This is a genomic window from Streptomyces sp. NPDC004610 (genome assembly GCF_040609715.1).
Taxonomy (GTDB): domain Bacteria; phylum Actinomycetota; class Actinomycetes; order Streptomycetales; family Streptomycetaceae; genus Streptomyces.
Genome location: NZ_JBEXLA010000024.1, coordinates 37,218 through 54,967, shown reverse-complemented (window position 1 = coordinate 54,967; position 17,750 = coordinate 37,218). Strand labels below are relative to the sequence as shown.

The window sequence follows — 17,750 nt, the reverse complement described above, 5'->3', positions numbered from 1 at the left end:
TCAGATGATCGGCCGCAGCCCGGCCGACGGCGTCCGTCAGGCGATCAGCCGCAGCCCGGCCGACGGCGTCCGTCAGGCGATCAGCCGCAGCCCGGCCGACGGCGTCCGTCAAGTGATCAGCCGCAGCCCGGCCGGTGACATCCGTCAGGCGATCAGCCGCAGCGGCTCCTCCAGCGCCGTCACCAGCGTCTGCATCCAGCGGGCCGCCAGCGCTCCGTCGATCGCCCGATGGTCCACGGACAGGGTCAGTGCCATCTGCGTGGCCACCTCCACCCCGCCGTCCACCACCACCGGCGCCGGGCGGCCCGCGCCCACCGCGAGGATCGCCGAGTGCGGGGGGTTGATGATCGCCGAGAACTCCTCGACCCCGTACATCCCCAGGTTGGTGACGGTGATGCTGCCGCCCTCCAGCTCCCCCTGGCGCAGGGTGCCGTCGTCCGCGCGGGTCACGTACTCCCGTACCGCCTGGGCGATACCGCTCGGGGACAGCCGCTCCACCTCCCGGACCACCGGGGTCACCAGTCCCCGGTCCGAGGCGATGGCCACCGCCACATCGACCGAGCCGAAGCGGCGCATCCCGTCGTCGGTCCAGATGACATTGGCGTCCGGCACCTCCCGGTGGGCGACCCCGACCGCCGCGATCACCAGATCGTTGACCGAGATCTTCCGCGCCGCCACCGCGTTGAGCTGCTGCCGCAGCGCGAGCAGCGCGTCGATACGGGCCGTGCGCCGCAGATAGAAGTGCGGGATCTGCTGCTTGGCGGCCGTCAGCCGGTGCGCGATGGCGAGACGCAGCCGGGAGTGCGGGACCGGATCCCCGGCCGAGACCTCGGGCGCCCTCAGCGGCGTGACCGCTGGCACCTCCGGCACCGCCACCGCTGGCACCTCCGGCACCGCCACCGCTGGCACCTCCGGCACCGCCACCGCTGGCACCTCCGCCACCGCTGGCACCACCGCCTCCGCGACCGCCCGCTCCGCGTCCCGCCGGACGATCCGGCCCCCCGGACCCGTCCCGCGCACGCCGTCCGTGCTCAGGCCCGCCTCGCGCAGCAGGCGCCGGGCGATCGGGCTGATGAACACCCGCCCGCGCTCCGCCTCCACGACGCCCGACGGCGCGACCGGGCCCGCCTGGGCCTCCGGTGTCCGCGGCCCCACCGCCCTGGCCGCCTCCGGCGTGACCGGCCCCGCCTGGGCCTCCGGCGTCCGCGGCCCCATCGCCCCGGCCGCCTCCCGCGCGACCGGGCCCACCGGGGCCTCCGGCGTCCCCGGCCCCACCGCCCTGGCCGCCTCCGCCGCGCCCCGGCCCACTGGCGCCTCCGCCCGCACCGACCCAGCCGCCCCGGGAGGCCCCGCCTCCACCGCCCCGGCCGCCCCAGGAGGCCCCGCCTCCACCGCCCTGGCCGCCCCAGGAGGCCCCGCCTCCACCACCCCGGCCGCCCCGGAAGGCCCCGCCTCCACCACCCCGGTCGCCTCCCCCGCGCCCCCCACCCCCAGTTCGGCCAGCAGTCGGGTCACCTCCGTGTCCGTTTCCGCCCCGTCGCCGATCAGGGCCATCGGGGCGCCCACGGGGACCGTCGTCCCGCCCGGGACCAGCGCGCGCAGCAGCACCGCGTCCGTCTCGGCGGCCACCTCCACCAATGCCTTGTCGGTCTCCAGGACGACGATCGGATCGCCGGTGCGGTACGGGGCGCGTTCCTCGACCAGCCACTCGGACAGGACGGCTTCCGTCGCTCCGGCGGCGACTTCGGGCACCCGAAGCAGCGTTGCCATGGTCTTCTCCTAGCTGGGTCTGGGTCGGTGGGCTCAGTGGGCGGCGAGTGCGCGCAGCGCGGTGACGACTTCCTCGGTGCGGGCGATGGCCGCCCGCTCCAGCACCCTGCTGAGGTTGGGCGACGCCTCACCCCCGCTGACCCGCTCCACCGGCGCGTCCAGCCAGTCGAACAGCCGCCGCTGGATCTCGTCCGCCAGCCACCCGCCGTACGACGTCCCGCGCGCGCCCTGCTCCACGATCAGCACCCGGTTGGTCTTGCGGACGCTCGCCCCGACGGTCTCCCAGTCCAGGGAGGCGCGGTCGAGCCAGCGCAGGTCGATCAGGTCGGCGGACAGCTCCGGCACCTGGTCCAGCGCCTCCTGGCAGTGCCGGACCATCGAGAGGTACGAGATGACGGTGAGGTCGCCGCCCTCGCGGCGCAGCGCCGCCCTGCCCACCGGGATGCGGTAGTCGAGGTCGTCCACCGGCGCGCTGCCGGTCGCGGTGTAGAGGTCGGTGTGCTCCAGCACCACCACCGGGTCGTCGCAGGCCAGCGCCGTGTTCATCAGGCCCACGTAGTCGAACGGGGTGGACGGGGCGACCACCCGCAGCCCGGCCGCCGTGGTGAGCACCCCCGCCGGGTCCATGGTGTGCTGCGAGCCGTAGCCGCTGCCCGCCGCCAGCTTGGAGCGCAGCACGAACGGCACCGCCTCCGTCCCGCCGAACATGTGCCGGGCCTTGGCGATCTGGTTGAACAGCTGATCGGCCGCCACCCACATGAAGTCGGCGTACATGAACTCCACGACCGGCCGGAACCGCCCGTCCAGCGCCATCCCCCCGCCGAGCCCGGCGAACGCGTTCTCGCTGATCGGCGTCCCGAGCACCCGCTCAGGGAAGCGCTCAAGGGCCCGCTTGGTGGCCCCGTTGGTGCCGCCGCGCAGCCGGTTGACGTCCTCGCCGAGGACGACGATCCGCTCGTCGGTCTCCATCCGCCGCCCGATCACCTCGCTGACCAGGTCGATGAACCGCCGCTCGGCCAGCTCCCCGGAGAAGGTCTCCGCCTCCTCGTAGCGGCTGCCGTCCAGCTCGGTGAGGTCGCCGCGCACCCCGGTGTTCACGGACGCCGGATCGGGCCAGGCGGACGGGCGGATCCGGCGCACCCCGGGCCTGCCGCCGGGGTCCTGCTCCAGCAGCGAGTCACCGATCTCCCGGAGGACCTCCTCGACCCGGTGCTGCGCGGCCGTCAGCCGGCGGGCGGTGGCCAGCTTGCGCCGGACGACCTGGCGGCGCAGCTGGTCCAGCGGGTCGCGCTTCCGCCACGCCTGCTCCTCCGCCTTGTCCCGGTAGCCGAAGGCGCTGCCGGGGGAGGGGCCGTTCTGGTGGAAGTAGCGGTACACCTCGGCCTCGACGATCGTCGGACCGTGCCCGGCGCGCATGTGCGCCAGCGCCTCGGTCATGGCCAGCCGCACGGCGAGCGCGTCCATGCCGTCCACCCGCCAGCTGGGGATGCCGAAGCCGGGGCCGCGGCCGGACAGCCGGGGCTCGGCGGTCACCTCGGCGACCGGGGTGGAGACCGCGTAGAGGTTGTTCTCGATGAAGAAGCAGACCGGGAGTTTCCAGGCCGCCGCCAGATTGAAGGTCTCCAGCACCGAGCCGATGTTGACGGCCCCGTCGCCGAAGTAGGTCACGGTGACCGCGTCCGTCCCGGAGCGCAGCTGGTTGAAGGCGAACCCGGCGGCCTGCGGGACCCCGCCGCCGACGATGGCGTTGGTGCCCATCGCCCCGGCCTCCCGCCACTGGAGGTGCATCGAGCCGCCCCGGCCCCGGCAGAAGCCGTCGGCCAGCCCGCAGATCTCGGCGAGGGTCCGGCGCAGCACCATCCGTACGTCGTCGGTCAGCTCGGGCAGTCCGCCGGAGGGCGCGGGCAGGACATGGGTGAGGGCCTTGGCGAGGAACTGGTGATGGCCGCGGTGCGAGCCGTTGATGAGGTCGTCGCTCCGCAGCGGCAGCACCGAACCGACCGCGCCGCCCTCCTGCCCGATGCTGGAGTGCACGGGGCCGTGGATCAGCCCCTGCCCGGCGAGTTCGAGCGCGTACTCCTCGAAGGCCCGGATCCACAGGCCCTGGCCCAGCATGGCGAGCAGCGCACCGGGCTCGGCGGCGTCCCAGTCGGCCGCCGAGGCGCTCAGCTCCACCCAGGGGGTGCCGGGGGACAACGGATCACGACTGGGCATGGACGCTCCCTGAAGATCATGGGGTGGGTGGAGGAGTACGGGCATCCCGACCGGATCCCGACCGGATCCCGACCGGATCCAGTCCCGATCCAGCCCGGATCCAGTCCGGATTGGATCCATTGGTGGATCCTCCTCGGCGTTCGGGGCCCGCTTGACCAAGACTATGCGCCTCGGAAAGTATGACCGCAAGACCAAATGGATCCATTCTTGAATGTGGATCCCCTCAGATGGGAAGCGGAGGGATCATGCCGATACCCGGACTGACCGGGCTCGACCACATCGGGCTCACCGTGCCGGACCTGGACCAGGCCCACACCTTCTTCGTGGACGTACTGGGCTGCGCGTACCTGTACGAACTGGGCCCCTACCAGGACACCGGCCACTGGATGAGCGAGCATCTGGACGTCGACGACCGGGCCGTGATGCGGCGGCTGCGCTTCTACCGGCTGGGCGGCCGGGCGGTCTTCGAGGTCTTCGAGTACGAGGCCCCCGACCAGCGCCCGACGGGCCCCCGCAACAGCGACATCGGCGGTCACCATGTGGCGCTCTACGTCGAGGACCTGGACGCGGCGGTGGCCGATCTGCGGCGGCGCGGACTGCGTGTGCTGGGCGAGCCGACCGTCAGCCGGGGCCCCAGCGAGGGCCAGCGCTGGGTCTACTTCCTGGCGCCCTGGGGGATGCAGTGCGAGCTGGTTTCCTATCCTGGCGGCAAGGCGTTCGACCATGATCCGGCGGCCTTCGCCTGAGAGCCGGCACAGAGGTACGGGGACGGAAGTGGGTGAGTCGGTGTCCGAGAGCAACGGCCCGCTGCGGGCCGGGGTGGCCAGCCAGCGGATCGCCGATCAGCTGCGCGAGCGGATCCTGTCGGGCCGGCTGGCCCCCGGCACCCGGATCATCCAGGACGAACTGGCCGACGAACTGCGCACCAGCCGCCTCCCGGTGCGCGAGGCGCTGCGCATCCTCCAGTCCACGGGCCTGGTCACCCTGCGCGCCAACCAGGGCGCCTGGGTGACCCGGATGGATCTGCGCGAGTGCGAGCTGAGCTACAAGATGCGCGAGCGGCTGGAGCCGCTGCTGCTCGCCGAGTCCGCCCCGCACCTCAGCAGGGCGGACCTCGCCGAACTGGCCTCCCTCCAGGACCGGATCGAGGCCACGGACGACGTCGAGGAGTTCCTGGTCCTGGACCGCGCGCTGCACTGGGCGACCTACCGGCACCACCGGGCGGACGAACTCGCCGGGATCGTGGCCCGGCTGTGGGACACCACCCAGCACTACCGGCGCGCCTTCACCCGGCTGACGCTGGTCCGGCGGGGCTGGGTCGTCAACGCCGAGCACCGGCTGCTGATCGAGGCCCTGCGCGACGGCGACGGCCGCTCGGCGGAGCAGGTCCTCGAACTGCACATCCGCCGCACCCGCGTCGAACTGGCCCAGCACCCCGAGGTGTTCACCGACGGCGACGGGCCCGGCCCCCGCTGATGGTGCGGGAGCCGGGCCCGTGGTGTCACCCGGGACGGTTCAGTGCCCGTGCGGTGCCTCCTCGTCGGCCGGGGCGTCGCCCGCCGCCGGGCTCGCGGCCCCGCCCGGCGCCGCCTCACCCGCGCTCACCGTGAACGCCGCCGTCCGCACCTCGCCGTCCGCCTTGAAGTCGAGGAAGAGCCGGTAGTCGCCGCCGCTCGGCGCCGCCGCGGTGAACGCCACCTCCGGAGTGCCGGACGGGGTGTCGCCGCTCGCCTCGGTGTGCGGGTGGACGTGGAGATACGCCAGGTCGCCGGAGCGCAGGGCGACCAGGTGGCCATAGGCGCCGAGGTAGGGCTCCAGATCGGTGACCGGCTCGCCGTCCCGGGTGACGGTGAAGGTCAGCTCGCTCTGCGCGCCCGCCGCCAGGGTGCCGTCCAGCGTCACCTCGTACCCGTCGACCGTCGCCGTGGCCTTCGCCGGGGGCAGGGCGGTCGGCTCGTACGGGCCGGAGACCGCGAGGTCGGCGCCCAGGGTGAGGCCCTCCTGCTCGGCGGCCGGGCGGAAGTCGGCGAAGACGCGGTAGCCGCCGGGCTCGGGGAGCGTGGTCCGGGTGCTCCAGGTGCCGTCGGCCGCGCGGACCGGGTGGAGGTGGCGGAAGGTGGTCAGCTCGCGTGAGGCGACGATCAGGTGCAGTTCCTTCTCGTGCTCCTTCGCGAAGCCGGTGACCGCCCGGCCGTTCTCGTCGCGGATGGTGAGCCGGAGATCGGCCGGCTCCCCGGCGGCGACCCGGGGCGTGGCCAGATCCAGGGTGTAGCCGTCCTGGGAGATCTGGAGGCCGCCCGGGGCGGTGTCGGCGGCCGGGGCGGGCCCGCCGCTCTGCTGTCCGCCGCTCTTCTCGGGCTCCGGGTCACCGCCGTGGCCCGCGTCGGCGTGCGCGGCCGGCTCGGGGTCGGTGTTGACCGGGGAGACCGCGGTGCCGACTCCGTAGGCGGCGGCGAAGCAGACGGCGAGGGCCGCGCCGAAGGTGCCGATCTTCTGGAGGGGACTCATCGTGGACTCCTGGGGTCGTAGCCTTGCCAACCTTGCGTTTCATACCCACGGGGGGTATACATGGAAGCAGCTTATACCCCCTAGGGGTATAAAGTGAAGTGGAAGCGGTCAGAGGACGCGGTAAGAGGAAGCGGTCCTGGAGGAGCGATGAGGAGTGAAGTCGCCGTGAGTACCAGCACAGCACCCGGTGCCACCGAGGTCGAACTCGCGATAGGCGGGATGACCTGCGCCTCCTGCGCGGCCCGCATCGAGAAGAAGCTCAACCGCATGGACGGCGTCACCGCGACGGTCAACTATGCCACCGAGAAGGCCAAGGTCAGCTATGACGGCGACATCGCGGTCGCCGATCTGATCGCCACCGTCGAGGCCACCGGCTACACCGCCCGCGAGCCCGAGCCGCCCCGCCGGGCGGGCGCCGCTCCGGCGGATGACGCGGACGGGCCCGACGAGCTGCGACCGCTGCGCCAGCGCCTGATCACGGCCGTCGTCCTCTCGGTCCCGGTGATCGCCATGGCGATGGTCCCGGCCCTCCAGTTCGAGTACTGGCAGTGGCTGTCCCTGACCCTCGCCGCCCCCGTCGTCGTCTACGCGGCCTGGCCCTTCCACAAGGCCGCCTGGACCAACGCCCGGCACGGCGCGGCCACCATGGACACCCTGATCTCGGTCGGCACGTCGGCGGCGATGATCTGGTCCCTGTGGGCCCTGTTCTTCGGCACCGCCGGCACCCCCGGGATGACCCACCCCTTCGAGCTGACCATCGCGCGCAGCGACGGCGCCGGGAACATCTATCTGGAGGCCGCGGCCGGAGTCACCGCGTTCATCCTGGCCGGGCGCTACTTCGAGGCCCGCTCCAAGCGCAAGGCCGGTGCCGCCCTGCGCGCCCTGATGGAACTGGGCGCCAAGGACGTGACCGTGCTGCGCGACGGCCGCGAGACCCTCGTGCCGGTCTCCGAACTCGCCGTCGGCGACCACTTCCTGGTCCGCCCCGGCGAGAAGATCGCCACCGACGGCACGGTCGTGGAGGGCACCTCCGCCGTCGACGCCTCCATGCTCACCGGCGAGTCCGTGCCGGTCGAGGTCGGCCCCGGCGACGGCGTGACCGGCGCGACCGTCAACGCGGGCGGCCGGCTGGTGGTCGAGGCCACCCGGGTCGGCGCCGACACCCAGCTCGCCCGGATGGCCAGGCTGGTGGAGGACGCCCAGAACGGCAAGGCCGCCGCCCAGCGCCTCGCCGACCGGATCTCGGCGGTGTTCGTGCCGATCGTGATCGCCCTGTCGCTGGCCACCCTCGGCTTCTGGATCGGCAACGGCGCCGGTGCCGCCGCCGCCTTCACCGCGTCCGTCGCCGTCCTGATCATCGCCTGCCCCTGCGCGCTGGGCCTGGCCACCCCGACCGCGCTCATGGTCGGCACCGGCCGCGGCGCCCAGCTCGGCATCCTGATCAAGGGCCCGGAGGTGCTGGAGACCACCCGCAAGGTCGACACCGTCGTCCTGGACAAGACCGGCACGGTCACCACCGGAAAGATGACCCTGCTGGCCGTCCGTACCGCCGAGGGCACCGACGAGAAGGACGTCCTGCGGCTCGCGGGCGCCCTGGAGCACGCCTCCGAGCACCCCATCGCCCAGGCCATCGCCACCGGCGCCGCCGAGCGCACCGGCACCCTCCCGGTGCCGGAGGACTTCGCCAACATCCCCGGACTCGGCGTCCAGGGCATCGTGGACGGCCACGCGGTCCTGGTCGGCCGGGAGAAGCTGCTCGCCGAGTGGGCCATGGACCTGCCCGCCGAGCTGAAGCTCGCCAAGCAGCAGGCCGAGTCCGCCGGGCGCACCGCGGTCGCGGTCGCCTGGGACGGCGAGGCACGGGCGGTCCTGGAGGTCGCCGACGCGGTGAAGGACACCAGCGCCGAGGCCATCGTCCGGCTCCGCGCGCTGGGGCTGCGCCCGGTGCTGCTGACCGGCGACAACCAGGCGGTCGCCGAGTCCGTCGCCGCCGAGGTCGGCATCGACGAGGTGATCGCCGAGGTGATGCCCGAGGACAAGGTCGATGTGGTCAAGCGGCTCCAGGCCGAGGGCCGTTCGGTGGCCATGGTGGGCGACGGGGTCAATGACGCCGCCGCGCTCGCCCAGGCCGACCTGGGCCTGGCGATGGGCACGGGCACGGACGCCGCCATCGAGGCGAGCGACCTGACCCTGGTGCGCGGAGACCTCCGGGCCGCCGCCGACGCCATCCGGCTGGCCCGCAAGACCCTGGGCACCATCCGGACCAACCTGTTCTGGGCCTTCGCCTACAACGTGGCCGCCCTGCCGCTCGCCGCGGCCGGGCTGCTCAACCCGATGATCGCGGGCGCGGCCATGGCCTTCTCCTCGGTCTTCGTGGTCGGCAACTCGCTCCGCCTGAGGGGCTTCCGCCCCACGAGCTGACCCCGTCCGCCCCTACCCGACGCTCCGGTCCCCGCCCAGGGCCCGGAGCGTCACCCGTTTTTGAACGCGTTCAATTCCAGGCGTACGCTGCCGCCATGAGCGACAGAGCCGCCCTGCTGAAGGGCATTCGCGCGTGGCTGATCCTCTTCGTCGTCTGCCTGGTGCTCAGCGGTGCCACGGCCTTCCCCCTGGTCCATGAACTGCGCTGGACCGAGTCCCTGCTGACCTCCCTGAACACCGGCGACCACCTCCCCGCCCTGATGGACTGGATCCAGCGGGTCCGCGAGGGCCTGGACACCGCCGACGCCGAGTACCCCTTCCTCCTCTACGGCACCGACTGGCTCGCCTTCGCCCATCTGGTCATCGCCGTCGCCTTCTACGGCCCCTACCGCGACCCGGTCCGCAACATCTGGGTGATCGAGTTCGCGATGATCGCCTGCGTCGCCGTCGTCCCGCTCGCCCTGATCTGCGGCCCGATCCGGGGCATCCCCCTCTGTTGGCAGCTGATCGACATGTCCTTCGGCGTCTTCGGGATCGTCCCGCTGCACGCGGTCCGGCGGCGGATCAAGCGACTGGAGGCCCTGACGCCGTACCGCCCCGCCCCCGCCGCCCTCCCCGCCTGACCGGACCCGGCCCCCTACGGCCGCAGCGCCGGAAGCCCGAACCGCTGGGGCACCGCGCCCGAATCGTCCTTCGCGTCGGTCGCGTTGACCGAGTACACCAGCGTCCGGGAGAGATCCCGGGTCGCGACGACGGCCGTCGCGTACCCGGGCCGCGACCCGGACTTCACCCAGTACTCGACCTCCCCGACCGGGAGCCGCTCGAAGGCCATCCCGTACCGCGCCCCGCCCTCCTCGACCTCCGGCACGGTCAGCATCTGGTCGAGCAGCGGCTCCGGCAGCAGCCGTCCGCCGAACAGCCCCTCGATCAGCCGCTCCAGATCGGCCGCGGTCGAGATCAGGTCACCGGCCGCCCACCGGTCCGCCATGTTCCACTCGGTGACATCGGTCAGCTTCCCGTCGATGACGTCATAGCCCCGGTTGTGCGCCCCCGGCACCCGCGGATCGGTCCCGGCCGGGAACGAGCTGTGCCGCATCCCCAGCGGCCGGAACACCAGCCGCTCCGCCAGCCGCGCGTACGACTGCCCGGTCACCCGCTCCACGACCATCCCCAGCACGGTGTACGAGATGTTCCCGTACCGCTGAAGCTGCCCCGCCGGGGCCTCCGGGCCCGCCGCGACCGACGCGGCGACCACCTCCTCGGGGGTCACCGTCTCGAACCGGTGCGGATAGCTCTCGTCCACCGACCCGCCCGGCTGCGCCGCCCCCACCTTCAGCCCACTGGTGTAGTCGAGCAACTGCCGTACGGTGATGGGCCCGAAGTCCTCGGTCAGCAGCCCGGGGAGATACTCCTGGACCGTGCCGTCCAGGCTGATCCGGCCCTCGGCGACCAGCCGCAGCACCACCGCCGCCGTCACCACCTTGGTCACCGATCCGGCCCGGAACCGCCCGTTCTCCAGCGCCGGAGCCCCGGTCCGGACGTTCCGTGTGCCGTCCGCCTCGCTCCAGGCGCAGTCCCCGTCCAGCCGCAGGGTCGCGGCGGTCGCGACGGCGTCCGGCAGCGCGTCCAGCTCCCGGGCGAGCGCGGCGATGTCCGGCCCCCGGTCGGCGCCGGCGGCGCACTGCGGCACGGCGGGCCAGGCGGACGCGGCGGCGGCCGGTGCGGCCGTCGCCCCCGCGCCGAGGGTGAGGGCGAGCGCGGCGGCGGTGGCGGCGAGCACGGCCGAACGGCGGTGCGGCACGGGCGACTTCGACATGGAGCGGCTCCGGAGGGTCGCGGCAGGGGAACGTGATCATCCTCCGGCCGCACCCCGCCGCCCGGATCCTCACCGGGGACGATCCACGACCCCGAGCACCCCTGGGGGCCTCCCCGGGGTCTCCCTAGGGGTTCAGCGCCTCACGCACCGCGTACAGGGCGTCCACCCGGTTGGTGGTGATGGAGTCCACGCCCATCCCGATCAGCCGGCGCATCGAGCGGCGGGTGTCCGGGGTCCAGGTGGAGACCAGGAGCCCGGAGCGGTGGACATGGCTCACCAGGTCGTGACTGAGCAGGGTGAAGCGGTAGTTGAGCCAGCGCGGCCGGATCGCCGCCAGCAGTCCCGCCCTCGGCGGGGCCAGGGTCGACCGGGTCAGGGCGATCTCCGCCGCCGGGTCGGCCGCGCGGACCGCCAGCATCGCCTGGGCGTCCGCCGTGTAGTACACCCGGTCGGCTGCCCCGTGGGCGCGGACCACCTCGACGATCCGGCGGGCCGCCCGCACATCCGGCAGTCCCGGCAGGTCCAGCATCAGCCGGGCGTCACCGGTCGCGGTGAGCGCCTCGGCGAGGGTCGGGACCCCGCCCGCCGTCAGCTCCCGCACCTCGTCGGCGGTCACGGCGGACAGCGGGCGGTCGTGCTCCCAGAGCCGGTTCAGCGTCTCGTCGTGCAGCAGCACGGGGACGCCGTCCCGGGTCAGTCGGACATCGATCTCCACGGCGTCCGCGCCCCGCCGGAGCGCGGACCGCAGGGAGTCGAGGGTGTTCTCACGGACACGGTAGGGGTCACCGCGATGGGCCACGGCGGTCACGTTCTGCATGGCCCCATGCTCGCGCGGCGACTCACCCGCCGGCCACCCACCCCTCGGTGTACGCGTCGATCTCCGCCCCGATCCGGTCCTTGCCCGCCCGGTCCAGGAAGGACGCCTCGACCGCGTTCTTCGCCAGCGCCGCGATGCCCCGCGCGTCCAGGTCGAGCAGCCGGGCGGCGACCGCGTACTCGTTGTCGAGGTCCGTACCGAACATGGGCGGGTCGTCGGAGTTGATGGTGACCAGGACGCCGGCCCGGGTGAACTCCTTGATCGGGTGCTCGTCCAGCGTGCTGACCGCGCGGGTCGCGATGTTGGAGGTGGGGCACACCTCCAGGGCGATCCGGTGCTCGGCGAGATGCGCGAGCAGCTTCTCGTCCCGCGCGGAACTCGTGCCGTGCCCGATGCGCTCGGCCCGCAGATGGGTCAGCGCGTCCCACACCGTCTCCGGCCCGGTCGTCTCGCCCGCGTGCGGCACCGACCGCAGCCCGGCCGCGATGGCCCGGTCGAAGTACGGCTTGAACTGCGGCCGGGGCACGCCGATCTCCGGACCGCCGAGACCGAAGGAGACCAGGCCCTCCGGGCGCAGCCGGTCGTCGGTGGCGAGCCGGACGGTCTCCTCGGCGGCCTCCAGACCGGCCTCGCCGGGAATGTCGAAGCACCAGCGCAGCACCGTCCCGAACTCCGACTCGGCGGCCTTGCGGGCGTCCTCGATGGCGTCCATGAACGCCCGCTCGTCGATCCCGCGCCGGGTGGAGGAGAACGGCGTGATGGTCAGCTCCGCGTACCGCACCTGCTGGCGGGCCAGTTCCCGGGCCACCTCGAAGGTGAGCAGCCGGACGTCCTCCGGGGTGCGGATCAGATCGACGACGGAGAGATAGACGTCGATGAAATGGGCGAAGTCCGTGAAGGTGAAGTAACGGGCCAGCGCCTCGACATCGGTGGGGACGGCGGAGTCGGGGTGCCGGGCGGCCAGTTCGGAGACGATCCGCGGGGAGGCGGAGCCCACATGGTGGACATGGAGTTCGGCCTTGGGCAGTCCGGCGATGAAAACGCGCGGGTCGAAGGTCTGCTGGGTCATCGGGGCCTCCCCGGGATGGGCGCCGGGCACCCTCGGGGGGTGCGGCGCGGGCGATCGGCTGATCATGTGGCAGGCAACATCGTAGGCCGGAACCGCGCGGCCGGTCAGGGCCGTCCCTCCCGGCGGGGCGACCGCGCCGGGAGACCGGCCGCGGGGCCCGCCGGACCAGGCCGTAGCATGGCCGGGACGAACGACCCAGGGGGGCGCGACATGACGGACCCGACGACACCGGGCGGCGCGAACGGCAACGGCGGCTACGACCCCTGGGCGGCGCCCGGGAGCCGGCAGCCCGACGGCCCGGCCGGTACGCCCGGCCCGCCGCCGCCCTCGGTGCACGACCAGCCCACCATGGCCTCGATGCCCTCGCCGGGCGGCTTCCCGCCGCCCCCCGCCCCCTCGCCCTACGACACCGGCGGCCACTCCCCGTACGACACCGCGGGCCATGCCCCGTACGACCCCACCGGCACCGGCGCGATACCGCCCGCCCCGGCCGCGCCCGGGGGCTACGGCTACCCCGGCTACCCGCAGAACTACGGCGGCTGGGGCGGTGCCCCGGTGGCCCCGCAGAACGGCATGGGCGTCGCCGCGATGGTGCTCGGCATCCTGGCCTGCGCCCTGTTCTGTCTCTACGGCGTGGTCTCGATCGCCCTCGGCGTCCTCGCGATCGTCTTCGGCATCAAGGGCAAGAAGCGCGCCGAGCAGGGCGTCGCCAACAACCGCGGCCAGGCCCAGGCCGGACTGATCACCGGCATCATCGGTCTGATCCTGGGCGTCGCGATGATCATCCTCATGATCATCGGCTTCACCGCCGCGTTCAACGAGATCGACGAGGACCCGTCCTACGACGACCCGTACTACGGCGCCCACAGCGCCCCCCTGGACCCCGCCGCCCAGGCCCGCTGACCCGGGGCCCCGGACCCCTTCGACCTTCACCGCATCCGTCCCCCGGGCACCCGGCGGGACCACTACGATGCCTTGTCGGTCAACGAGGGGAGTCACATCCATGTCCGGTGCCAATCCCGGTGGGTTCGGACCGCCGCCGCCGCCTCCGCAGCAGCCGCCCGGCGGAACCGGAGGCTACGGGCAGCCGCAGTCCCCGCCGCCGGGCTACGGCTACCCGAGCCCCGCCTATCCACCCGCCCCGCCCGTCGGCTACCCGCAGGCCCCCGCCGGCTATGTCGTCGCCGTCCAGCCGAGCAACGGCCTCGGCACCACCGGTCTGGTGCTGGGCATCATCGGCGTGGTGTGCAGCGTGACGTTCTTCCTGTGGTTCCTCGGCGTCATCCTGGGCATCCTCGCGATCATCTTCGGCGCCATCGGGCGCGGCAAGGCGAACCGGGGCGAGGCCACCAACAGGGGCGCGGCCACCGCCGGTCTGGTCTGCGGCATCGTGGCGACCGTGGTCCTGCCGGTGCTGGGCTTCGTGGTCTTCGCCAGCTTCATGAGCGCGATCTGACCCGCCCGCCCCCCGTCGCCCGGCGCGGTCATCCCACCGCGCCGGGACCGGACCCCTTCTCCTGGGCCCGCAGCCGCTCCCGCGCCGCCATCAGCGCGAAGCCCAGCAGATTCAGCCCCCGCCAGTGCTCCGGCTCCTTGACCGCCGGGTCGCCCGGCGGGAGCCCGATGCCCCAGATGCGGTCCACCGGACTGGCCTCCACCAGCACCCGCGACCCCGTACCCACCAGAAACGCCCGCAGCGCCGGGTCCGAGGCGAACTTGTGGACATTGCCCTCGGTCACGATCCGCAGCCGCTCCCGCCGCCACACGCTCTCGTCGAAGCCGCGCACCAGCGCCCCCGCCTTCTTCGCCTCGGCCGGATGCCGGGCCGCCAGCGCCTGCCGCTCCGCCTCCGGGTCGTCGAACAGCCGGGCCTTCTCCGCCATCATCCAGTGCTCGGCGGTCGCGTAACGCACCCCGTCCACCACGAACGGTGACGGCCGCCACTGGCTCAGACAGGCCGCGTCGAGCCGCCCGTCCGGCGGCGGATGGTGCTTCCAGAACGGCAGAAAGCGCGGCCTGACCCCCTCGCGGACCGCGCTGACCAGCGCCTCCACCGAGTCCGGTACCCCCGTGATCCTCGTCATGCATGCGAGTCTGGCACGCACCACGGACACTCCGTCCTGGCTTTTCCTGGTGAACTCGACACCTGGTCGACAGATTCCGTCGCGTAACCAAAAGGCAACAACGGAATCACTTGTTGGCCTCCCGTCCCTCTGTCAGGATCGGCACTCAAATCGAGCTGGAGCTACGCCACCCACCCCGCAGTGAAGCGGGGCGAAGGCGGAGGAGAGCGACATGCACAACCCGGGCAAGACCATCCCGGAACGGTTCCCCGCCCAGGAGCGCTTCGCGGACGGTGCGCAGTTCATCGCGGGCCGCCTCACGAAGGGCACCTCCGGCCGCGGCTTCGCGGTCGTGGACCCCGCCAGTGGTGAGGAGGTGTACCGCTACGACCTGGCCGGTCCCGACGATGTGGACGCGGCCGTCGCCGCGGCCAGGGCCGCCTTCCCGGGCTGGTCCGGCGCCACCCCGGGCGAGCGCTCGGACGCGCTGCACCGCTTCGCCGCCGTCCTCGCCGAGCGCGCCGAGGACTTCGCGCGCGCGGAGTCCCTCCAGTGCGGCAAGCCGCTCAAGCTGACCCGGGAGTTCGACGTACCGGGCACCATCGACAACACCGCGTTCTTCGCGGGCGCCGCCCGGCATCTGGCGGGCCAGTCGGCCGGTGAGTACTCCGGCGACCACACCTCCTATGTGCGCCGCGAGGCGATCGGGGTGGTCGGGTCCATCGCGCCCTGGAACTATCCCCTCCAGATGGCCGCCTGGAAGATCCTCCCGGCCATCGCCGCGGGCAACACCATCGTGCTCAAGCCCGCCGAGCTGACCCCGCTGACCTCGCTGCTGTTCGCCCAGGCCGCCACCGACGCCGGGATCCCCGACGGCGTGATCAACATCGTCACCGGCACCGGCAAGGAGGCCGGGGAGCACCTCGTCGGCCACCCGGACGTGGCCATGACCTCCTTCACCGGCTCCACCGCGGTGGGCAAGCGGGTCGCCGAGGTCGCCACCGCCACCGTCAAGCGGCTCCATCTGGAGCTGGGCGGCAAGGCCCCCTTCGTGGTCTTCGACGACGCCGATCTGGAGGCCGCCGCCAACGGGGCCGTCGCCGGGTCCCTGATCAACACCGGCCAGGACTGCACCGCCGCCACCCGCGCCTATGTCCAGCGCCCGCTGTACGACGCCTTCGTCGCCCGCACCGCCGAGCTGATGGCCTCCGTACGGCTCGGCGACCCGTTCGCCGCCGGGACCGACCTCGGCCCGCTGATCTCGCACGTCCAGCGCGACCGGGTGGCCGGGTTCATCGACCGGGCCCGTGGCTACGCCCGGGTCGTCACCGGCGGTGAAGCTCCCCTGGGCGATCTGGAGCGCGGCGCGTACTATCGGCCCACGCTCGTCGCCGACGCGGCCCAGGACAGCGAGATCGTCCAGTCCGAGATCTTCGGGCCCGTCCTCGTCGTGCTGCCCTTCGACACCGACGACGAGGGCATCCGGCTCGCCAACGACACCCCGTACGGGCTCGCCTCGTCCGCCTGGACCCGCGATGTGTTCCGCGCGAACCGGGCCACCCGGGAGATCAAGGCGGGCTGCGTCTGGATCAACGACCACATCCCGATCATCAGCGAGATGCCGCACGGCGGGTACAAGGCGTCCGGCTTCGGCAAGGACATGTCCGCGTACTCGTTCGAGGAGTACACCCAGATCAAGCACGTCATGTTCGACAACACCGCGGTGGCCCGGAAGGACTGGCACCGCACGATCTTCGGGGACCGATAGCGAATCCGGCCGCCGACCACGGCCGCCCACCTCCCGAAAGGGCATTACGCGCATGGAGCAGTTCGAGCCCGACCGCCTGTCACCGGCCCAGGTGGCCGCCATGCGGCGCAGCCTCGGCCGTGGCGGCCGGGCCTCCCTCAGCCGCCGTTCGCTGCTGCGCGCCTCCACCGGCGGCGCGCTCGCGCTGGGCGGCATCGGGGCGCTGAGCGCCTGCGGCATCCCCCCGGCGGCCAAGACCTCCGGGGTGTCGTCGGAGGACCACTCGGCCAAGGAGAAGACCGTCAACTTCTCCAACTGGACCGAGTACATGGACGTCGACGAGAGCGGCCAGGGCCGGCCCACCCTGGAGGCGTTCAAGAAGCGGACCGGGATCTCGGTCAAGTACACCGAGGACGTCAATGACAATGTCGAGTTCTTCGGCAAGATCAAGCCGCAGCTCGCGGCCGGTCAGGACACCGGCCGCGATCTGATCTGCGTCACCGACTGGCTGGCCGCCCGGCTGATCCGGTTCGGCTGGGTGCAGAAGCTCGACCCGGCGAACCTCCCGCACGCGTACACCAACCTCTCCGCCCAGTTCCGCAACCCCGACTGGGACCCGGGCCGCTCCTACTCCTACCCCTGGCAGGGCATCTCCACGGTCATCGCCTTCAACCGCAAGGCACTCGACGGCGAGGAGGTCACCTCGCTGTCCGACCTGCTGGACAACCCCAAGCTCAAGGGCCGGGTGGGGCTGCTCTCCGAGATGCGCGACACCATGGGCCTCGCCCTGCTCGACCTGGGCAAGGACCCCGGCCGGTTCGGCGACGACGACTTCGACGCCGCCATCGCCCGGCTCCAGAAGGCCGTCGACAGCGGCCAGATCCGCCGCTTCACCGGCAACGACTACACCTCCGACCTCTCCAAGGGCGACTTCGCCGCCTGTGTCGCCTGGGCGGGCGACGTCGTCCAGCTCAAGGCCGACAACCCGGACGTGGACTTCGTCATCCCCGACAGCGGCTACATGACGTCCTCGGACAATCTGCTGGTGCCCAACAAGGCCCGCCACAAGACCAACGCCGAGAAGCTCATCGACTACTACTACGAGCCCGGCCCGGCCGCCCAGCTCGCCGCGTACATCAACTTCGTGTGCCCGGTGGACGGCGTGAAGGCGGAACTCGCCAAGATCGACGAGGACGCGGCCAACAACCCGCTGATCATTCCCGACCAGGACATGGCCGCCAAGTCCCGGGCGTTCCGCTCACTGAGCGAGGACGAAGAGACGGCGTACGAAGCGAAGTTCGCGAAGCTCACAGGGGCGTGACGAG

The 17,750-nt window shown here is 72.7% G+C and carries 14 protein-coding genes and 1 pseudogene; 8 read left to right on the top strand and 7 right to left on the bottom strand.

The window, feature by feature from the left end; all coding sequences use genetic code 11:
• Positions 1 to 144: 144 nt before the first annotated feature.
• Positions 145 to 1,770 (bottom strand): 2-oxo acid dehydrogenase subunit E2, encoded by a 1,626-nt coding sequence (locus ABZX40_RS25375; RefSeq protein ID WP_355742574.1) that lies wholly within the window; start codon positions 1,768 to 1,770, stop codon positions 145 to 147.
• A 33-nt stretch (positions 1,771 to 1,803) separates the two neighbouring features.
• Positions 1,804 to 3,984 carry a thiamine pyrophosphate-dependent enzyme gene (locus ABZX40_RS25370; protein WP_355742577.1) on the bottom strand — a complete coding sequence of 727 codons (2,181 nt, stop codon included), beginning with the start codon at positions 3,982 to 3,984 and terminating at the stop codon, positions 1,804 to 1,806.
• Between the two features lie 245 nt (positions 3,985 to 4,229).
• Between ABZX40_RS25370 and ABZX40_RS25365 the strand changes: the two genes are divergently transcribed.
• Positions 4,230 to 4,730, top strand: coding sequence for a VOC family protein (locus tag ABZX40_RS25365; RefSeq protein WP_355742580.1), 501 nt, complete (start codon positions 4,230 to 4,232; stop codon positions 4,728 to 4,730).
• Between the two features lie 40 nt (positions 4,731 to 4,770).
• The gene (locus tag ABZX40_RS25360) at positions 4,771 to 5,460 is read left to right on the top strand and encodes a GntR family transcriptional regulator (RefSeq protein ID WP_355742583.1); all 690 of its coding nucleotides are present in this window, start codon (positions 4,771 to 4,773) and stop codon (positions 5,458 to 5,460) included.
• 39 nt (positions 5,461 to 5,499) lie between these two features.
• On the opposite strand, the gene ABZX40_RS25355 is transcribed toward ABZX40_RS25360, so the two are convergent.
• The gene (locus ABZX40_RS25355; RefSeq protein ID WP_355742586.1) at positions 5,500 to 6,492 is read right to left on the bottom strand and encodes a hypothetical protein; all 993 of its coding nucleotides are present in this window, start codon (positions 6,490 to 6,492) and stop codon (positions 5,500 to 5,502) included.
• Positions 6,493 to 6,657: 165 nt separating this feature from the next.
• On the opposite strand from ABZX40_RS25355, the gene ABZX40_RS25350 reads away from it, so the two are divergent.
• Together ABZX40_RS25350 and ABZX40_RS25345 are read left to right on the top strand one after the other, a co-directional pair.
• On the top strand, positions 6,658 to 8,913 hold the full coding sequence (locus ABZX40_RS25350; RefSeq protein WP_356162676.1) for a heavy metal translocating P-type ATPase: 2,256 nt from the start codon (positions 6,658 to 6,660) through the stop codon (positions 8,911 to 8,913).
• A gap of 95 nt (positions 8,914 to 9,008) precedes the next feature.
• Entirely contained in the window at positions 9,009 to 9,536 is a 528-nt protein-coding gene (locus tag ABZX40_RS25345) for a hypothetical protein (RefSeq protein ID WP_355742591.1), read from the top strand.
• A gap of 14 nt (positions 9,537 to 9,550) precedes the next feature.
• Here ABZX40_RS25345 and ABZX40_RS25340 read toward each other — a convergent pair whose 3' ends face one another.
• The 3 genes and pseudogenes from ABZX40_RS25340 to ABZX40_RS25330 form a co-directional block, all read right to left on the bottom strand.
• On the bottom strand, positions 9,551 to 10,729 hold the full coding sequence (locus ABZX40_RS25340; protein ID WP_355742594.1) for a serine hydrolase domain-containing protein: 1,179 nt from the start codon (positions 10,727 to 10,729) through the stop codon (positions 9,551 to 9,553).
• Positions 10,730 to 10,853: 124 nt separating this feature from the next.
• The gene (locus tag ABZX40_RS25335; protein WP_355742597.1) at positions 10,854 to 11,546 is read right to left on the bottom strand and encodes a glycerophosphodiester phosphodiesterase; all 693 of its coding nucleotides are present in this window, start codon (positions 11,544 to 11,546) and stop codon (positions 10,854 to 10,856) included.
• A gap of 22 nt (positions 11,547 to 11,568) precedes the next feature.
• A pseudogene (locus ABZX40_RS25330) lies at positions 11,569 to 12,688 on the bottom strand (adenosine deaminase).
• A 137-nt stretch (positions 12,689 to 12,825) separates the two neighbouring features.
• Here ABZX40_RS25330 and ABZX40_RS25325 point away from each other — a divergent pair.
• Positions 12,826 to 13,518 carry a DUF4190 domain-containing protein gene (locus ABZX40_RS25325; protein WP_355742600.1) on the top strand — a complete coding sequence of 231 codons (693 nt, stop codon included), beginning with the start codon at positions 12,826 to 12,828 and terminating at the stop codon, positions 13,516 to 13,518.
• Positions 13,519 to 13,618: 100 nt separating this feature from the next.
• A complete protein-coding gene (locus ABZX40_RS25320) occupies positions 13,619 to 14,071 on the top strand; it encodes a DUF4190 domain-containing protein (protein ID WP_355742603.1) in 453 nt (150 codons plus the stop codon).
• Between the two features lie 28 nt (positions 14,072 to 14,099).
• On the opposite strand, the gene ABZX40_RS25315 is transcribed toward ABZX40_RS25320, so the two are convergent.
• Complete coding sequence (locus ABZX40_RS25315) at positions 14,100 to 14,699, bottom strand: NADAR family protein (protein ID WP_355742606.1); 600 nt, start codon at positions 14,697 to 14,699, stop codon at positions 14,100 to 14,102.
• Between the two features lie 211 nt (positions 14,700 to 14,910).
• Here ABZX40_RS25315 and ABZX40_RS25310 point away from each other — a divergent pair, with 211 nt between their 5' ends.
• Together ABZX40_RS25310 and ABZX40_RS25305 are read left to right on the top strand one after the other, a co-directional pair.
• The gene (locus ABZX40_RS25310) at positions 14,911 to 16,446 is read left to right on the top strand and encodes a gamma-aminobutyraldehyde dehydrogenase (RefSeq protein WP_355742609.1); all 1,536 of its coding nucleotides are present in this window, start codon (positions 14,911 to 14,913) and stop codon (positions 16,444 to 16,446) included.
• Between the two features lie 52 nt (positions 16,447 to 16,498).
• Positions 16,499 to 17,746: a spermidine/putrescine ABC transporter substrate-binding protein gene (locus ABZX40_RS25305; protein WP_355742612.1), complete on the top strand. Its 1,248-nt coding sequence runs from the start codon at positions 16,499 to 16,501 to the stop codon at positions 17,744 to 17,746.
• Positions 17,747 to 17,750: the final 4 nt, after the last annotated feature.